A 17,708-nucleotide genomic window follows, 5' to 3' on the forward strand; every position below is an offset into this window, starting at 1 on the left:
GGTCATGAGCGTGCTCCATCATTTGGGCGCTCAATCCCGCCCCGTTTTCGCTCTACGAGGCCCCCCTCTGTCCTGCCGGACATCTCCCCCTCAAGGGGGGAGATTGGCAACTTTGGCTTCTGTGTCTCTTCTTCAGCGTTGAAAATTGGCGAAAGCCGCCGCGAAATCCAATCTCCCCCCTTGAGGGGGAGATGGCCGGCAGGCCAGAGGGGGGCGCCTGGGCTCCGCATCTCAATCACAGCAGCGTCTCCAACAACCCGGCCGCTTTCTCCGGCCCATTCTGCGCGTGCATCTGCGCCGATGTCTTCGCCAGCTTGGCTTTCATCGCCGGGTCGGTCAGGCAGGTCTCGATCTTGGCAACCAGCTCGGCATCGGTCCAGTCGTAGCGCGGCATGCCGAAGCCGTGGCCGGTTTCCTCGACGCGGGTGGCGTTGTCGTGGCCATCCCAGACATAGGGCATGATGATGGCCGGTTTGCCGAAATAGAGGCACTCGGTGAACGAGTTGTTGCCGCCATGGTGGATGACGGCATCGACCTGCGGGATCACCGAGGGCTGCGGAAACCAGCTGTCGACAATGACGTTACCGGGCACGTCCGTGTACTGGTCCTTGTAGCCGCCGACATTGACCAGAGCCCTGTAGCGCGTCTTGCCCAATGTCGCGATGATGCGCTTCAGCAGATCGACATCGCCGGCGCCCAGGCTGCCGAAGGAGACGTAGAGCAGCGGCCCGTCATTGTTCCTGGAGAAGGTCGGCACCGTGTACGGCTTTTCGTGCCGCACGCAGCCTTCGAGGTACTGGAATTTTGCCGGGTCGAGCGGATGGCGGCGCTTGAATTTTGCCGCTTCGGGGTAGAGCAGCAGGTTCAAATAGGGCGAGGCTTCGAAGAACTGGCCGATCGGATAGGGCGCCTCGTGGTTGGCGGTGAGAAAGCCGTTGAAGTCGTCATGGATCGGCTTGATCACCGCATTGAAGTGGTCGCGGTAGCGCTGGTGGCCGGCATGGTCGTTCTCGCCGCAGCCGGAGAGATGGGGCGGGATGTCCTCGTCCTCGATCTCGTTTTCCGAGCAGGAGATGACGCGCACCCACGGCTTGCCGTACTGCTTGATGGCCGGGAACAGGATGACGTTGTCGACGCAGATCACATCCGGCTTGATGGCTGAGAGAACGCGCGGCAGATCCTTCTGCGCCCATTTGGCGCTGTCGACGATCGCCGTCCAGCAATCCTTGACGTAGTTGTCGACCTGGTCGTAGGGCGATTTGCGGAAGTTCGGGATATGGCCGTTGATGAAATCCTCCCAGAATTTCGCCATCTGCTCGGGCGGCATCGGCTCCGACAGGTTCACCGGATGCGCCTCGAAGCCGTAGCCCTTGTAGACATCGACGAAGCCGGGGTCGGACAGGAACACCGCCTTGTGGCCGCGCGCTTCGACTGCCTGGGCGATACCGACGGAATTGAGCGCCGGGCCGTAGGCGGCTTCTGGAAAAAACGCGATCGTCTTCTGCGCCATCAGGCTTCTCCTGTCATTCTGCGAAAATTCTGACATCGGCGGCATCCCAGCCGAGTTCGACCTGGTCGCCCGACGAGACCGGCCGGCGGTCGGCGGCATCTGCGGTGACGCGCACCAGGAACGGCTTTGGCGACAGGGGCGTGCGGACATGCAGCTGCAGGTCCAGCCCCTGATAGGCCAGCGCCTCGACCGTGCCGGTGATGCGGTTGGCGGTTTCCGCCGATGGGAATAGCCGGATGCGCTCAGGGCGCACCGAAGCGACAGCGGATGCGCCGGGCGAGAGCGTTGCCGGAACCTTGCCTGATATGCGTGCGCCATTCGTGGCTACAACGCCATCGACGGCGGCTTGGCCCGGCACGAAATTCATCACGCCGATGAAGTCGGCGACGAAGCGATCGGCGGGGTGTTCGTAGATCGCGTGCGGCGTGTCGCATTGCAGCAATCTGCCGTCTTTCAGCACCGCCATGCGGTCGGCCATGACGAGCGATTCCTCCTGGTCATGGGTGACGATGACGAAGGTGATGCCGACCTCGTGCTGCAGGCGCTTCAATTCCAGCTGCATGGCGCCGCGCAGCTTCTTGTCGAGCGCGCCGAGCGGCTCGTCGAGCAGCAGCAGGCGAGGCCGCTTGACCAGCGCGCGGGCAAGCGCGACGCGCTGCTTCTGGCCGCCCGACAATTGCTCCGGCTTGCGGTCGGCGAAGGGGACGAGCTCGGTCGTCGCCAGGATGGCATCGACGCGGGAGCGGATTTCAGCTGTTGGCAAACGTTCCATCTCCAGGCCGTAGGAGACATTGGCGCGAACGCTCATATGCGGAAACAGCGCATAGGATTGGAACATCAGATTGACCGGCCGCTTGTTGGGCGGGGTTTTGGCGATGTCACGTCCGTCGAGCAGGATGCGCCCGTCATTGGGCGTCTCGAAACCGGCCAGCATGCGCAAGAGCGTGGTCTTGCCGCAGCCGGACGGGCCGAGCAAAGCGAAGAACTCGTTCTCGCGGATGTCGAGCGAGATGCCGTCGACGGCCATCACCCTGCCGAAATTCTTCGACACATGATCGATGGCCAGCAGAGTGCGGGGTTCGCTCATTGGCCGATGATCCCACGGTTGAGCCGCTGCGACAGGGTCAGCGCGGTGATCGAGACCGCCATGACGATGGTCGCCAGCGCGTTGATCTCCGGCGTGATGCCGAAGCGGATCATGGCGTAGATCTGCATCGGCAGCGTCGTCGAGGCGCGGCCGGCGCCAGCGGTGAAGAAGGCGATGATGAACTCGTCGACCGAGAGCGTGAAGGCGAGCAGCGCCCCTGCAATCACCGCCGGCGCGATGACCGGCAATGTCACCCGCCGGAAGGTGGTGAGCGCGGAGGCGCCGAGATCGGCGGAGGCCTCGACGATCGACCAGTCGAAACTCTTCAGCCGCGCGCGCACCACCGAGCAGACGAAGGCGAGGTTGAAGACGACATGGGCGAGGATGATGGTGTGCAGGCCCATGGTTAGATTGAGCATGGAGAAGAACGAGAGCAGCGCGATCGCCAGCACGATGTCGGGAATGATCATCGGTGCGAAAATCAGCGCTTCGAGGGCCTTGCCGTATTGCCGGCGCATCTCGATGCCGATCGCCAGCAGCGTGCCGAGCAGAGTGGCGATCGCGGTCGAGACCAGCGCCACGATCAGCGTGTTGAGGGCCGCGGACAGGATCGCCGAATTCGAGGCCAGCGAGACATACCATTTCAGGGAGAATCCCGACCATGCCGTCGGCAACCCGCCTTCGTTGAAGGACAGCGCCACCAGCACGGCGATCGGGATGTAGAGGAAAGCGAAGACCAGGCTGAGCACGAGCCAGAGCGTGCGCCGCGTGGCAGGGGAGCGCTCAGCCATCGGTGTCTCCGCCGGCTTGCGTGACGTGACCCGAGGCGCGATTGGCGGCCAGCGCTTGCGCCATCAGTACCAGAAGCATGATGGCAATCAGCGCCATCGCCAGTGCCGCCCCGAAAGGCCAGTCGTTGGCGGTCAGGAACTGGTCGTAGACGAGGTTGCCGATCATCTGGAAGCGGCCGCCGCCGAGCAGCGCGGGCGTGACGAAATTACCGATCGACAGCACGAAGACGAAGACCGCGCCGGCGGCGATGCCCGGTACGGTCAGCGGCAGGATGACACGACGGAACGTGGTGGCTGCCGAAGCGCCGAGATCACGCGAGGCCTCGGCGAGTTCCGGGTTGAGTCGCGACAGCGGCGCGTAGCAGGCGAGAATGACGAAGGGCAGGTAGTTATAGACCAGGCCGGCGATGACGGCGCCTTCGGTGTAGAGCATCGACGGCGGCTCGCCGGTGTAGCCGAACCAGCGCAGCAGCTGGGTAATCAGGCCTTCGCGGTTGAGCAGCACGATCCAGGCATAGGTGCGGATCAGATAGTTGGACCAGAACGGCAGCACGGCGAAGAACAGGAACACTGGCTGCCACCGGCGCGGTGCCGCCGATATCGCGTAGGCGGCAGCATAGCCGATCACCACCGCGATCAGGGTCGCGGTGCCGGCGATGCGCGCCGAATTGAGGAAGATGCCGGCATAGAGCGGGTCGAAGACCAGGCCGAAATTCTCCAGCGTGAAGGTGTATTCGATGCCGCCATAGATGCCACGCCGGAAGAAGGCGAGCGCCAGTACCAGCGCGCACGGCACCACCATCAAGGCCGCGAGCCAGGCCAGCGCCGGGGCCATCAGCAAGGAGGAACGAAGTCTGGTTGAGGACACGATTGGGTACCGCATTCAGCGGCCGACGGCGGAAACCCGCCGTCGGCCGTGGTCTCTGATGTGCCGCCGCTTACTGCGCAGCCTTGATCTCGCTGACGATCTTCGAATAGTCGCGCTGGGCGTCGCCGACGTCACGCAACTGCTCGAATTTGACGAGATCGGCCACCGGCATCGCCATGTTGGGGAATTTTGCCAGAAAATCGGCCGGCAGGCTCTCCATGGCCGGCTTGTTCGGCACCTTGTAGTCGATGTTCTGCGCCGCCCAGGCGTGGTTCTTGGCGTCGAGCATGAAGTTGATGAACTGGAAGGCGGCGTCCTTGTTGGCGGAGGCCTTCATCACCACCATCGTGTCGACCCAGAGGTCCGAACCTTCCTTGGGAATGACGTATTTGATCTCCGGCTTTTCGGCGATGCCGTAATTGCACCAGCCGTCCCAGGCCTGCACCATCAGTGCCTCGCCGGACACCAGCTTGGAATAGAAGGTGGTGTCGTCATAGGCGAGCAGGGTCTTCTTGGCCGAGATCAGCAGATCCTTGACCTCGGCCATCTTGGCCGGGTCGGTTTCGTTGACCGAATAGCCCTTGTCGAGCTGGCCGGCGGCCAGCAGCCAGCGGTCGGTCGCCAGCATGGTGGTCTTGCCCTTCAATTCGTCGGAGGGCGCGAGCAGGTCGCTCCAGCTGGCCGGTGCGACCTTCATCAGATCCGAGCGATAGCAGAGGCCGGTGGTGCCCCAGGTGTAGGGCACCGAGAAGGCATTGCCGACATCGTGCGGCAGCTTGGCTGCTTCCGGATAGAGGTTGGCGAGGTTGGGGATCTTGGCGTGGTCGATCGGCTCGGTCAGGCCGAGCTTGTTCAGCACCTCGGCGAAGGGTGAGGAGACAAAGACCACGTCATAGCCCTTGCCGCCGGCGGCGATCAGCTTGCCCATGATCTCTTCATTGGTGGCATGCACCACCACTTCGCCCGAAACGCCGGTTGCGGTCTTGAAGGCGGCCATGGCGTCGGGTGCCATGTAGCCGTCCCAGTTGGAAATGACGAGGTCGGCAGCCGTCGCCGGCGCGGACAGCGCCAAGGCCAGGCCAAGTGCGATCGAAGATGTTTTCAGCGCACGGCGCCGCAGGCTGGTAGCGGTCATGACAGACTCCCATTCGGTTGATCGTCGAATTTCATTCGCCGGACCAACGCTTGCGACCCTTGCCGCTGCCTCGATCCTGTTCCCTCGGTCTTTTTCTCGCCGATTGTGCTGACAGTACTATTGCAGAAAAAAGTACGTCAATCCATAATTTGTCAAACGACCGAGGAAACTGGCCGATTGCGTCCGTTCGGGCGATCGGTCAAATCAATGCGGTCATCTCGTTTTCCGCTGGACCAGCCATGCAAGCCGCAGCCAGACGACCCCGCACCAACCATCTTGATCTGGCGCAGCGCATCCTGGATGTGGCGCGCCAGCGCGGCTTCGAGCCCGGTGCACGCTTGCCCGAGCAGCAGATCGCGTCGCTGTGCAATGTCTCGCGCACGCCGGTGCGGGCGGCACTCGGCCTGCTCGCGGAACGGGGCGTCGTGCGCTGGGAGGCGGAGTCCGGTTATCATCTGGCCATCGACCTCACCGCGCAGGCTTCGGTCGCCACGGAATTGCCCGCTGCCGAGGAGGACGAGTTGGCCGAGGCGATCCTGCGCGACCGCTCGGCGCGGCGACTGGACCAGACGGTGACCGTCGCGGGATTGATGCGGCGCTACAGTGCCGAGCGCAAGACGGTATTAAAAGCGTTGAACAAACTGACCGAAGAGAATCTGCTGGATCGTGCGCCTGGCCAGTCCTGGCTGTTTCGGCGCACGCCCGACGATCCGGAAGCGCAAGGCGACAGCTACGAGTTCCGCTTGCTGCTCGAGCCCGCGGCCATCCTGACGCCCGGCTTCAGGCTGGACGGCGCGCGGGCGGCGACGTTGCGCCAGGCTATGGAAGCGCTGGTGACGCTGCCGGACGCCGCCTTCGACACACGCGAGTTCCAGCGATTGGACATCGATTTTCACGGCATGCTCGCCGAGGGCAGCGCCAACCGCTTCATCGCCGACGCGCTCGCCGATCACCTCAGGCTGCGCCGGCTGCCGGGCATCTATGCCGGCGTCAACGTCTTCCGATTGCGGCAATCGCTGCGCGAACACCTTGTCATACTCGACCATCTTGAAAGCCTGCAGTATGAGGTGGCTGCCGATCTGCTTCGCATTCATCTGCGGCTCTCCCGCAACCAGCGACCGCAAGCGGCCAGCCGCGGGGCTCCCGCGCTGTTCGGCACGATCAGCCGGCCGGAATGACGAGGATTAATTGACGCGTAAAGCCAGCCCGACCATCGCGCTGTTTCCCGAAGCAAGCTTCGGCGCGGCGTTGAATTGCGTCGGCATCGCGCAGGCGCTGCGTGCGAAAGGCGCCCGGCCCGTCTTCATCTGCCATGCCGGTTTCTCCGGCGTCTTTGCCGACTATGGTTTCCAGGAATACCAGTTGCCAACCGACGAGCCGCTGAGCGAGAGCCAACGTCAGAGCTACTGGCAGGCTTTCGTGCGCCGGCACCTGCCGCATTTCAGGCTGAGCCCGATCGACCAGCTTGAGACCTATGTCGCTCCGACCTGGCAGGCCATCGTCGACACCGCGGTCAATGCCGAGGCGCCGCTGCGCCAATTGCTGGCACGGCTCAAGCCGGATGCCGTGGTGCTCGACAATGTCATCATGTTCCCGGCGATCGCCGCCGCCGGCTGTCCGTGGGTGCGCGTCGTCTCCTGCGCCGAGACCGAGCTGCCGGACGCCAATGTGCCGCCCTATCTGTCGGGGCTTGGCGTGGACGACCCGCAACGCGCGGCGTTCGAGGCCAGGTATCTGGCGGCTTGCGCGCCGGCGCATGACCGCTTCAACCGCTTCCGGGCGGATGCCGGACTGGGGCCGCTGCCGAAGGGTCAGTTCCTCGAGACGTCGCCCGATCTCAACCTGCTGCTGACGCCGACGATCGTGCGCCGCGAGCGTGCCGAGCCGCTCGACCCCGCGCGCTTCGTCTATCTCGAGGGCTGCGTGCGTTCTGAAGGGCCGTTCGAGGTGCCGGTGTTCCCGCGCAATGGCGGGCCGCTGGTCTATGTCAGCTTCGGCAGCCTGGGTGCCATGGATGTCGGCCTGATCGAGCGCATGCTGGTGGTGTTCGACAGGCTGCCGGCGCGCTTCATCGTCAATGCCGGCGGCCTGCGCGACGCTTACCGCGCGGTGCCGGACAATGTCTATCTCGACGCCTGGTTTCCGCAGCCCTCGGTGGTGGCGAAGTCGGATCTGTTCATCCATCACGGCGGCAACAACAGTTTTTGCGAAGCGCTGCGCTTCGGCGTGCCGTCGCTGATCATGCCCTATTGCTGGGATGGACACGACAACGCGCAACGCGCCGAAGAGACCGGCACCGGCGACCATATCGGCCGTGACGGCTGGACCGAAGGAGTGTTGGAGAAAGCCATTCTCGGCCTGCTGGCCGACGATGCCATGCGCGCCCGCCTCAAGGACAATGCAGCCCAAATGGCGCTGAAACCCGGAACGGATGCGGCCGCGCAAGCCATACTCTCTCTGATACGGATTTGAACGAAAATGCCTGACAACAACACGAACATCTCGCTCTCCAGCGGCAACGATGCCAAGGCCTGGCTGGCCCGGCACGGCATCAACGAAGTCGAGTGCCTGGTGCCCGACATGAACGGCGTCCTGCGCGGCAAGGCCTTGCCGACGGCCAAATTCCTCCAGGCGCTTGAAGACCGCGCGCTCTATCTGCCGAGCAGCGCTTTCCTGGTCAGCATCGACGGCCGCTATTCCGGCTCGATCGACGAGGGTTTTGCCTATTCGGATCCGGACATGCGCATGGTGCCTGATGTATCGACGCTCTGCCTGGCGCCGGGTGCCGCTCCCGGCAAGGCCTATGTCTTTGCCGATGCCTTCCATATGGACGGCCGGCCCTGGATGGCCTCGCCGCGCCATGTGCTCAGGGCCGTGCTCGACCTCTACGCCAAGCGCGGCTGGCGGGCGGTGGTGGCGCCCGAGGTGGAATTCTATCTCACCGCGCCCAATCCGGATCCGGACCGTCCGCTGACCGCCCCGGTCGGCGCCAATGGCCGCGCCGAGACCGTGCAGCATCCCTACGATATGGCCGGGCTCGAGGAGTTCGAGCCGGTGATCCGCCGCATTTACGATTATGCGGCGGCGGCCGGCCTGCCGCTCGACACGCTGATCCATGAGTCGGGAACCGCGCAGTTGGAGATCAACTTCCTGCATGGCGATGCGCTGCCGCTGGCCGACAAGGTGCTGCTGTTCAAGCGGCTGACGCGCCAGGCCGCGCAGCAAAGCGGCATGCACGCCACCTTCATGGCCAAGCCGATCGCCGCACAGGCCGGCAGCTCCATGCATCTGCACATGTCGGTCATCGACGAGGCCGGCAGGACTTTGTTTGCCGGCAGCGACGATGCCGACACCGCAATGTTTGGCCACTTCATCGGCGGCCTGCAGAAATATGTCCCCGAAATCATGCCGCTGTTCGCGCCCAACGTGAACTCGTTCCGCCGCATCAGGCCGAACCACAGCGCGCCGGCCAACATCGAATGGTCGCATGACAACCGCTCCTGCGGCCTGCGCGTGCCGGCCGGCGGCCGCGCCGCGCGGCGGGTGGAGAACCGGCTTCCGGGCGCGGATTCCAATCCTTACCTGGCGATCGCCGGCTCGCTGCTTGCCGGCTATCTCGGCGTCGAGCAGAAACTGGCGCGCTCGCCCGAGGCGTCGGGCAATGCCTACAAGATCAAGAGCACGCTGCCGAAGACGATGGAGGAGGCGCTCGATCGTTTCGAGGCTTGCGGCCCGGTGCGGGAACTGCTCGGCGAGGATTTCTTCCAGACTTATCTGCGCGTAAAGAGCGTCGAGCTCGACCTGTTCCAGGGCGTGGTGACGAGCTGGGAACGCGACCACCTTCTGCTGAAGGTGTGATCATGGCTTCCAGTTCAACGGGCTTCAATTCGGGCCTCGATATCGCAAAATCCTATTATGTCGCCACCGCCAATCCGGCGCCGGACCATCCGGCGCTGGTCGGCGACGTCGACACCGACCTGGTTGTCGTCGGCGGCGGCTGCACCGGCCTGTCGGCCGCCCTTCACGCCGCCGAGCGCGGGTTGAAGGTGGTGCTGCTCGAAGGCGGCAAGATCGGTTGGGGGGCGTCGGGCCGCAATGGCGGCCAGATGATCCCCGGCCTGCGCAAGGGCGCCAAGGGCCTGGTCAAGCTCTACGGGCCGGAGCGGGCAAAGGTGCTGTTCGATCTTGCGTTCGAGGCGCGTGGGCTGGTGCTCGACATCATCGAGCGCCATGCCATCGATTGCGATCTCAGGCTGACCGGCCATCTGGTCGGCGCGGTCAACGGTTCCGACCTCAAGGATCTCGAGGAAGAGGTCGAGTGCCTGGCTACGGTGATGAAGTTCCCGCACGCCGAAATCCTGTCGGCGGCGGAAGCCCGAGCCAAGGTCGACACACCCTATCATGGCGCGATGTATGAGCCGCTCGGCGGCCACATGCATCCGCTGAACTACACGCTCGGCCTTGCCCGCGCGGCGATTGCTGCCGGCGTCGTCATCCATGAGAATTCGGTGGCGGTGAAGCTGGAGCGTGAGCCTTCGATCCGGATCTCGACGGCAAAGGGATCGGTGCGTGCAAAACATGTCGTGCTGGCCGGTGACGCTCTGCTCGATGGGCTGGAGCCGCGCGTCAACAGCCGCATCATGCCGGTTGGCAACTACATCGTCGCCACCGAGCCGCTGGAGGGCAAGCGCAATGTCATCCCGGCCAATGTCGCGGTGTCCGACACACGCTTCGTCGTCAACTATTACCGGATGTCGGCGGACGGCCGGCTGCTGTTCGGCGGCGGCGAGCGCTACACGCCGTCACCGCCGGCCGATATCGCCGGCTTCGTGCGGCCGCATATGGAAGCCACCTTCCCGCAACTTCAGGGCTGCCGCATCGATCACGCCTGGGGCGGGCTGGTGTCGGTGACGACATCCAGGCTGCCGCATGTCGGGCACTATGGCGAGGTCTATTTCGCGCATGGCTATTCCGGCAAGGGCGTCATCCTGTCGACGCTGTCGGGCAAGCTCCTGGCCGAGGCGATCGCCGGCGACGCCTCGCGGCTCGATCTGTTCTCGACGCTCACCCCGATGCCATTCCCCGGCGGCACGGCGCTGCGCGGTCCGCTCTATGTGCTGGGCATGCTGTGGTATGCCATGCGGGATCGCATCAAGCATTGAGGGTCGGCGGGGCGGCGGCGAATTGCAAAACGCCGCGATCCTTCGCGCCCCCCTCAGTCCTGCCGGACATCTCCCCCTCAAGGGGGGAGATTGGCAGATTGGTGGCTTCGCCCATTCCTGCGTCGTTGGAGATTGGCGAAAGCCGGCGTGACGTCCGATCTCCCCCCAAGAGGGGGAGATGCCCGGCAGGGCAGAGGGGGGCGCTGTCCCGCCGACGGTGAAGGTTGTTGGAGAAGGCCTCTTAAACCACAAAAAAATCTTCAATCCGCTGCCTGGCCTCCAGCAGCGCCGGCAGAATCTCCCGCTCCATCTCCGCGACGGAGAACCGCGCCGATTGCGTCGAGACGTTGATGGCCGCGACCGTGCGTTCTGCGCGGTCGCGGATCGGCACGGCGATCGAGCGCAGGCCGAGTTCCAGTTCCTCGTCGACGATGGCAAAGCCGTCCGCTTTCGCCTTGCCGATGGCGTTGGCTAACAAACACCTGTCGGTGATCGTCTTCGGCGTCCGTCTCTCGATCGTCGCCTGGCCGAGGAATGCGTCCAATTCCTGAGGCGTCAGACCGGCAAGCAGGATGCGTCCCATCGAGGTGCAATAGGCCGGCAGCCTGGTGCCGACATCGAGCGACACGCTGAGGATGCGGCGGCCGGGAATACGGGCGACATAGACGACATCGGCACCCGACAGGATCGCCGCCGAACAGGCCTCGTTCAGCTGTGCGGCGACCGCGCGCATGATGGGTGCGGCGAAGGCCCAGAGCGAGGCGCCGCCGAGCCAGGTGCGGGCGATCGTCAGCAAGCGTGGCGACAGCGAGAACACGCGGCCGGCTTGCGTTGCATAGCCGGTGGCGGTGAGCGTCAGCAGAAAGCGGCGGGCGCCGGCGCGGGTCAGGCCCGCTTCCTCGGCCATTTCGGTCAGCGTCATGCCCGAGGGATGCCGAGCCAGGATCTCCATGACGGCAAGGCCGCGCTCGAGCGAGCCGACATGATCACGGGAAGCGGCTTCTTCGTCCATCTCAACTCCGCGGGAACGGCATCGACGCCAGGATTGACTCCTCGCCCTCCCCCAGCGTAGAAAGTATCGCATATAAAACATATGTTCGCAATGCGAACTTTTTGAACCCGGAGCCGATGCGATGGTCAAGTTCCTGCCGCTCAAACAGGCTGTTGCGGAGAATTTGAACGATGATGACACGGTCGCCTTCGAGGGTTTCACCCATCTGATCCCGACGGCGGCGGCGCATGAGGCGATCCGTCAGGGTTTTCGCGACCTGACCCTGGTCCGCATGACGCCGGACCTGATCTACGACCAGATGATCGGTATGGGCATGGCGAAGAAAATCGTCTTCTCCTATGTCGGCAATCCCGGCGTCGGCCTGCTGCGGCGCGCCCGCGACGCCATCGAGAACGGTTTCCCCAGATCGATCGAGATCGAGGAGCACAGCCATGCCGGCATGGCCAATGCCTATGAGGCGGGCGCGGCCGGTCTGCCCTGCGCGGTGTTTCGCGGCTATCGCGGTGCTGGCCTCGCGGCGGTCAATCCGAACATCAAGTCTGTCACCTGTCCGTTCACCGGCGAGGTGCTGGCGGCTGTTCCTTCGATCAGGCCTGACGTCACCTTCATCCATGCGCAGAAGGCCGACAGACAAGGCAATGTGCTGGTCGAAGGCATCATCGGCATCCAGAAGGAAGCGGTGCTGGCGGCCAAGCGAGCGGTGGTGACGGTGGAGGAAGTGGTCGATAATTTCGACGATCTGCACCCCAATCTGACCGTGCTGCCGCGCTGGACGATCGCGGCGATATCCGTCGTGCCAGGCGGCTCGCACCCGTCCTACGCACATGGCTATTATGCGCGTGACAATGCCGCCTATCTCGAATGGGACGAGATCGCCGCCGACCGTGACAAATTCCAGGCGTGGATGCAGGCCAATGTCATCGAGAAGAGCGCCGGCGATTTCGCGGCCCGGGTCGAGCATTTGAGGAAAGCGGCATGAGCGACAATCCATTGGGTTTCACCCCCAACGAGATGATGACGATCGCCGCCAGCAGGGCGCTCAGGAATGACGATGTCTGCTTCGTCGGCATCGGCGCACCGTCCGCGGCCTGCAATGTGGCGCGGCTAACGCATGCGCCTGACATCACGCTGATCTACGAGAGCGGCACGATCGGCACCGCGCCCGACGTGCTGCCGCTGTCGATCGGCGATGGCGAATTGTGCGAGACCGCCGTCACCACCGTCGCGGTGCCGGAGATGTTCCGCTACTGGCTGCAGGGCGGCCGCATCTCGATCGGTTTTTTGGGGGCGGCGCAGATCGACAAGTTCGGCAACATCAACACCACGGTCATCGGCGACTATTTCCATCCCAAGACCAGGCTGCCCGGCGGCGGCGGCGCGCCGGAGATCGCGACCTCGTCGAAGCAGATCTACATCACAATGGCGCAGACCAAGCGCGGCATGGTCGAGAAGATCGACTTCTTCACCTCCTTCGGCCATGGCGAGGGCGGCGACCATCGCAAGCGGCTTGGCATCGACACATCAGGTCCGACCTTGCTGATCACCGATCTCGCCATCTGGAAGCCGGATCCGGTGACCAAGGAATTCACCGTCGTGTCGTTGCATCCGGGCGTCACCCGCCAGCAGGTGCAGGAGAGCTGTGGCTGGGTGGTAAAGTTCGCGGAGGCGCTTGACGAAACACCGGCGCCAAGCGAACTCGAATTGAAGACATTGCGCGACCTGCAGGCCCGCACCAAGGCGGCGCATGAGGGAACCGGAAAAGCAAAGGCTGCATGACATGGCCGAGGCCTATATCTGCGACTACATCCGCACGCCGATCGGCCGCTTCGGCGGTTCGCTGTCTTCGGTACGATCGGACGATCTAGGCGCCATCCCGCTGAGGGCGCTGGCCGAGCGCAATCCGGGCATCGACTGGCAGGCGATCGACGATGTCGTCTATGGCTGCGCCAACCAGGCCGGCGAGGACAATCGCAACGTAGCGCGCATGGCGCTGCTGCTGGCCGGGCTGCCAAAGGAGGTCCCGGGCTCGACCGTCAATCGCCTGTGCGGCTCCGGCATGGATGCGCTGACCATTGCCGCCCGAGCCATCAAGGCCGGCGAGGCGGAGCTGATGATCGCGGGCGGCGTCGAATCGATGAGCCGGGCACCCTTCGTCATGCCCAAGGCCGACACGGCGTTCTCGCGCAATGCCGAGATTTACGACACCACCATCGGCTGGCGCTTCGTCAACCCGCTGATGAAGAAGCAGTATGGCGTCGATTCCATGCCGGAAACCGGCGAGAACGTCGCCGAGGATTTTTCGGTGTCGCGGGCCGACCAGGACGCCTTCGCAGTGCGCAGCCAGAACAAGGCCGTCGCCGCACAAGCCAATGGAAGATTGGCGAAGGAGATCACCCCAGTGACCATCCTGCAGCGCAAGGGCGATGCGCTCATTGTCAGCAAGGATGAACACCCCCGCGCGGGCTCAACGGTCGAGGCGCTGGCCAAGCTGCCGACGCCGTTCCGGCAGGGCGGCACGGTGACGGCCGGCAATGCTTCCGGCGTCAATGACGGCGCGGCGGCACTGATCGTTGCCTCCGAGGCGGCGGTGAAAAAGTATGGGCTGACGCCGATCGCCCGCATCCTCGGCGGGGCTGCCGCCGGCGTGGCGCCGCGCATCATGGGCATCGGCCCGGTGCCGGCGACGCAAAAACTCTGCGCGCGGCTTGGCCTGACACCAAAACAGTTCGACGTCATCGAGCTCAACGAAGCCTTTGCCTCGCAAGGCATCGCCGTGCTGCGCCAGCTCGGCATTGCCGAGGACGCCGAACACGTCAACCCGAATGGCGGCGCCATCGCGCTCGGCCATCCCTTGGGCATGTCGGGCGCCCGCATATCCGGCACGGCGGCGCTGGAGCTTCGCGAGCGCGGCGGCCGGTATGCGCTTGCCACCATGTGCATCGGCGTCGGCCAGGGCATCGCGATCGCGCTGGAACGGGTCTGATCGGCAAGTCTCTCCGGCTAACTTCGAGAATCCGGTGCGGTTAAATTTGACCACGTGGACAAAAGTCCGGACCCGTTCCATAGTTCCTCGTCTGATTTTTAGAACAGCCGGCTCGACACGGCTGTCGAACAGAGGGGAATACAATGGAAAACCGAAAGAACAGATTTCAATCCGCACGCGAAGGGCTTTCGCGACGCAATGTGCTGGAGTTGGGCGCGCTTGGCCTGGCTGCGGCAATGCTGCCGGGCGCTGCCTTCGGCAAGGACAAGAAACTGAAGGTGGCGGCGATCTTCGCCACGCCGATCGAGGAGCCATGGGACAACCAGATCCATGTCGCCCTGCAGAAAGCCGAGAAGGAACTCGGCATCGAATACAAATGGTCGGAGAAGGTGCAGACCGCCGATTTCAGCCGCGTCATGCGCGAATACGCGCAAGGCGGCTACCAGCTGGTGCTGGGTGATGCCTTCGCCGCCGAGCGTGAATCGCGCCGCACCGCCAAGCAGTTCCCGAAGACCGCCTGGCTGTTCGGCTCCGGTGCCGGGCCGGCGGAACCGAATTTTGGCGTGTTCGACAACTGGATCCACGAGCCCGCCTATCTCTCCGGTATGATCGCCGGCAAGATGTCGAAGTCGGGCACGATCGGCGCCGTCGCGGCGATGGGCATTCCGGAAGTGAACCGGCTGGTCAACGCCTTCTTCGCCGGCGCCAAGGAGGTCAACCCGAACATCAAGAAGAAGGTCGCCTTCATCGGCTCTTTCTTCGATCCGCCCAAGGCCAAGGAAGCGGCGGTCGCGCAGATCGACGCCGGTGTCGACGTCATCTATGCCGAGCGCTTCGGTGTCATCGAAGCGGCGGTCGACAAGAAGATCCTTGCCATCTCCAACATGTCCGACCAATCGAGTCTCGGCCCGGATACGGTCATCACCGGCCCGGTCTGGGACATGTATCCGACGGTCGAACAGGCGATCAAGCTGGTCAAGGCCGGCGTCTTCACCGCGCAGGACTATGGCGACTTCTCGCGCATGGCCAAGGGCGGCTCGCATCTGGCGCCTTACCACAAGTTCGACAAGACGCTGCCGGCGGACGTGAAGGAGCTGGTCGAAAAGAAGAAAGCCGAGATACTCGAAGGCAATTTCCGCGTCGACGTGGACGAGAACACGCCGGTTTCGGATTGAGTTCTGGTTTGAGGGGCTGGCGCTAGGCGCCCCCCTCTGCCCTGCCGGACATCTCCCCTCAAGGGGGGAGATTAGCAGTTTCGGCGACGCGCTGTTCTTTCAAGAAAATTGGCGAAAGCCGATATGACATCCAATCTCCCCCTTGAGGGGGAGATGGCCGGCAGGCCAGAGGGGGGTGCAGCGCATTCCTCTCAATCAAAGCTGAATCGCAAAGCCCGTACGTTCAGGAGCCCCCTTGTCCGCCCCCCTCATCGAAATGCGCGGCATCACCAAACACTTCGGCGCCGTCAAGGCGAACGAGGCTGTCGACCTTAGCGTCGCGCCGGGCGAGATCCTCGGGCTGCTGGGCGAGAACGGCGCCGGCAAGACGACGCTGATGAACGTGCTGTTCGGCGCCTATGCGCCCGACGCCGGCGAGATTCTCATCCAGGGCAGGCCGGTGCGGATCACAAGTTCCGCCGATGCGCTAGCCGCCGGCATCGGCATGGTGCACCAGCATTTTCATCTGGCGCCAAGGCTGACGGTGCTGGAGAACCTGCTGATAGGCATTCCCGGCAAGACAGGGCGGATCGACCGCGCCGGCGGGCTGGCGCGGCTGGCCGAGATCGGCCGCCAGCATGGGCTGACGCTTGATCCCGATCTTCCGGTCTCGGCGCTGTCGGTCGGCGAGCAGCAGCGGCTCGAAATCGTCAAGGCACTGTTTCGCGGCGCCAGGCTCTTGATCCTCGACGAGCCGACGGCGGTGCTGGCGCCGAGCGAGGTCGACGGGCTGTTTTCGGCGTTGCGGTCGATGGCGGCGCAAGGGCTCGGCATCATTTTCATTTCGCACAAGCTCAACGAGGTGCGGGCACTGACGCATCGCTGCACAGTGCTGCGGCATGGGCGCGTCGCCGGCCGCGTCGACGATCCCGCCAACACGACATCGTCCGCAATGGCGCAACTGATGTGCGGCCATGAGATCGTGCCGCCGGCGCGGGGACAGTCGACGCCCGGTGCTGCGGTGCTGACCCTCGACGGCATTTCCACCTCGCGTCATTCGGGTACGGCGCTGCGCGACGTGTCGCTTGCCGTGCGTGCAGGCGAGATCCTCGGCATTGCCGGCGTGTCGGGCAATGGCCAGCGCGCGCTGGCGGAGGTCATCTCCGGCGTGCGCGTACCTGACGCCGGCCGGATGACGATCGCCGGCCAGAAAGTCTCACGCTTTTCGCCGCGCGAAGTGCAGGCGCTCGGTCTTGGCCGCATCCCGGAAGACCGTATGACGACGGGGCTGGTTACCAACCTGCCGCTCGCGGATTCGATGGTGTTGCCGCGCATCGGCACCGCCGCGTTCAGCAGCAAGGGCCTGCTCAAGCCGGATACGATCCGCGCCTTCGCGGAAGAGCAGATCAAGGCCTATGATATAAGGTGCCCCGGGCCGATGACCCGCGCGGGAGCGCTGTCCGGCGGCAATCTGCAGAAGGCGCTCTTGGCACGCGAACTGGCCTTCGACCCGAAGGTTCTGATCGTCTCGCAACCGACGCGCGGGCTCGATATCGGCGCGGCGCGTTTCATCCACGAAAAGTTCCTCGACATGCGGGCCAAGGGCTGCGGCATCATCGTCATCGGCGAGGATCTGGAAGAGCTGCTGGTGCTCTGCGATCGCATCGCGGTGATGTATGAGGGCCGCATTGTCGGCACGCTCGACAGCGCCGATGCAACGATCGCACAGCTCGGCCTGATGATGACCGGGGCGGAGGGGCACAGCTGATGTTTCGCCTGGAAGTCCGCACCTCTACGCCGGCCTGGTTCAACCTCGCTTTGCCGCTGCTGGCTATCGGCGCGACGCTTGTCCTGTGCAGTGGCCTGATCGCGCTGGCCGGCGCCGGCGTGCTCGATGCGTATGGCGTGATGTTCACGGCCTCGCTGGGCGACAGCTATGCGATCACCGAAACGATGGTGCGCGCCGCGCCGATGATCTTCACCGGACTGGCGGTGGCGGGCGCCCT

15 protein-coding genes and 1 pseudogene are annotated in these 17,708 nt (G+C 64.3%); 10 read left to right on the forward strand and 6 right to left on the reverse strand.

Going from position 1 to position 17,708, the window contains the following annotated elements:
* Nucleotides 1–235: 235 nt before the first annotated feature.
* The 5 genes from ENZ75_RS02680 to ENZ75_RS02700 all read right to left on the reverse strand — a co-directional run bounded on the left by ENZ75_RS02680 (nucleotide 236) and on the right by ENZ75_RS02700 (nucleotide 5,391).
* Nucleotides 236–1,510 (reverse strand): glycosyltransferase, encoded by a 1,275-nt coding sequence (locus tag ENZ75_RS02680; RefSeq protein ID WP_063169497.1) that lies wholly within the window; start codon nucleotides 1,508–1,510, stop codon nucleotides 236–238.
* Between the two features lie 13 nt (nucleotides 1,511–1,523).
* A complete protein-coding gene (locus tag ENZ75_RS02685) occupies nucleotides 1,524–2,597 on the reverse strand; it encodes an ABC transporter ATP-binding protein (RefSeq protein ID WP_024504743.1) in 1,074 nt (357 codons plus the stop codon).
* A complete protein-coding gene (locus tag ENZ75_RS02690; protein ID WP_063169496.1) occupies nucleotides 2,594–3,388 on the reverse strand; it encodes an ABC transporter permease in 795 nt (264 codons plus the stop codon). The genes ENZ75_RS02685 and ENZ75_RS02690 overlap by 4 nt, the downstream gene beginning before the upstream one ends.
* Complete coding sequence (locus ENZ75_RS02695; RefSeq protein WP_027163033.1) at nucleotides 3,381–4,223, reverse strand: ABC transporter permease; 843 nt, start codon at nucleotides 4,221–4,223, stop codon at nucleotides 3,381–3,383. Before ENZ75_RS02695 ends, ENZ75_RS02690 begins: the two co-directional genes overlap by 8 nt.
* A gap of 103 nt (nucleotides 4,224–4,326) precedes the next feature.
* Nucleotides 4,327–5,391 (reverse strand): spermidine/putrescine ABC transporter substrate-binding protein, encoded by a 1,065-nt coding sequence (locus tag ENZ75_RS02700; protein ID WP_063169495.1) that lies wholly within the window; start codon nucleotides 5,389–5,391, stop codon nucleotides 4,327–4,329.
* A gap of 239 nt (nucleotides 5,392–5,630) precedes the next feature.
* Between ENZ75_RS02700 and ENZ75_RS02705 the strand changes: the two genes are divergently transcribed.
* The 4 genes from ENZ75_RS02705 to ENZ75_RS02720 are packed head-to-tail and all read left to right on the forward strand — an operon-like array spanning nucleotide 5,631 to nucleotide 10,553.
* Nucleotides 5,631–6,569 (forward strand): GntR family transcriptional regulator, encoded by a 939-nt coding sequence (locus ENZ75_RS02705; RefSeq protein WP_063169494.1) that lies wholly within the window; start codon nucleotides 5,631–5,633, stop codon nucleotides 6,567–6,569.
* Between the two features lie 10 nt (nucleotides 6,570–6,579).
* Nucleotides 6,580–7,863: a glycosyltransferase gene (locus ENZ75_RS02710; protein ID WP_013528948.1), complete on the forward strand. Its 1,284-nt coding sequence runs from the start codon at nucleotides 6,580–6,582 to the stop codon at nucleotides 7,861–7,863.
* Nucleotides 7,864–7,869: 6 nt separating this feature from the next.
* Nucleotides 7,870–9,249, forward strand: a complete 1,380-nt coding sequence (locus ENZ75_RS02715) for a glutamine synthetase family protein (protein ID WP_063169493.1) — start codon at nucleotides 7,870–7,872, stop codon at nucleotides 9,247–9,249.
* 2 nt (nucleotides 9,250–9,251) lie between these two features.
* Nucleotides 9,252–10,553, forward strand: coding sequence for an FAD-binding oxidoreductase (locus ENZ75_RS02720; protein ID WP_063169492.1), 1,302 nt, complete (start codon nucleotides 9,252–9,254; stop codon nucleotides 10,551–10,553).
* Nucleotides 10,554–10,794: 241 nt separating this feature from the next.
* On the opposite strand, the gene ENZ75_RS02730 is transcribed toward ENZ75_RS02720, so the two are convergent.
* Nucleotides 10,795–11,565, reverse strand: a complete 771-nt coding sequence (locus ENZ75_RS02730; protein WP_027163027.1) for an IclR family transcriptional regulator C-terminal domain-containing protein — start codon at nucleotides 11,563–11,565, stop codon at nucleotides 10,795–10,797.
* Nucleotides 11,566–11,686: 121 nt separating this feature from the next.
* Between ENZ75_RS02730 and ENZ75_RS02735 the strand changes: the two genes are divergently transcribed.
* The 6 genes and pseudogenes from ENZ75_RS02735 to ENZ75_RS02760 form a co-directional block, all read left to right on the forward strand.
* Entirely contained in the window at nucleotides 11,687–12,544 is an 858-nt protein-coding gene (locus tag ENZ75_RS02735; protein ID WP_063169491.1) for a CoA transferase subunit A, read from the forward strand.
* Complete coding sequence (locus ENZ75_RS02740; protein ID WP_063169490.1) at nucleotides 12,541–13,341, forward strand: CoA-transferase subunit beta; 801 nt, start codon at nucleotides 12,541–12,543, stop codon at nucleotides 13,339–13,341. The genes ENZ75_RS02735 and ENZ75_RS02740 overlap by 4 nt, the downstream gene beginning before the upstream one ends.
* Nucleotide 13,342: 1 nt before the next feature.
* A complete protein-coding gene (pcaF, locus tag ENZ75_RS02745) occupies nucleotides 13,343–14,548 on the forward strand; it encodes a 3-oxoadipyl-CoA thiolase (RefSeq protein WP_013528954.1) in 1,206 nt (401 codons plus the stop codon).
* Between the two features lie 143 nt (nucleotides 14,549–14,691).
* Nucleotides 14,692–15,723 carry a BMP family protein gene (locus ENZ75_RS02750; protein ID WP_013528955.1) on the forward strand — a complete coding sequence of 344 codons (1,032 nt, stop codon included), beginning with the start codon at nucleotides 14,692–14,694 and terminating at the stop codon, nucleotides 15,721–15,723.
* 235 nt (nucleotides 15,724–15,958) lie between these two features.
* The gene (locus tag ENZ75_RS02755; protein WP_063169489.1) at nucleotides 15,959–17,470 is read left to right on the forward strand and encodes an ABC transporter ATP-binding protein; all 1,512 of its coding nucleotides are present in this window, start codon (nucleotides 15,959–15,961) and stop codon (nucleotides 17,468–17,470) included.
* Nucleotides 17,470–17,708, forward strand: a pseudogene (locus tag ENZ75_RS02760) (ABC transporter permease); the annotation flags it as partial. The gene ENZ75_RS02755 and the pseudogene ENZ75_RS02760, both read left to right, overlap by 1 nt.

Source organism: Mesorhizobium sp. M7A.F.Ca.CA.002.04.1.1, from assembly GCF_004022805.1.
Taxonomy (GTDB): Bacteria; Pseudomonadota; Alphaproteobacteria; order Rhizobiales; family Rhizobiaceae; genus Mesorhizobium; species Mesorhizobium ciceri.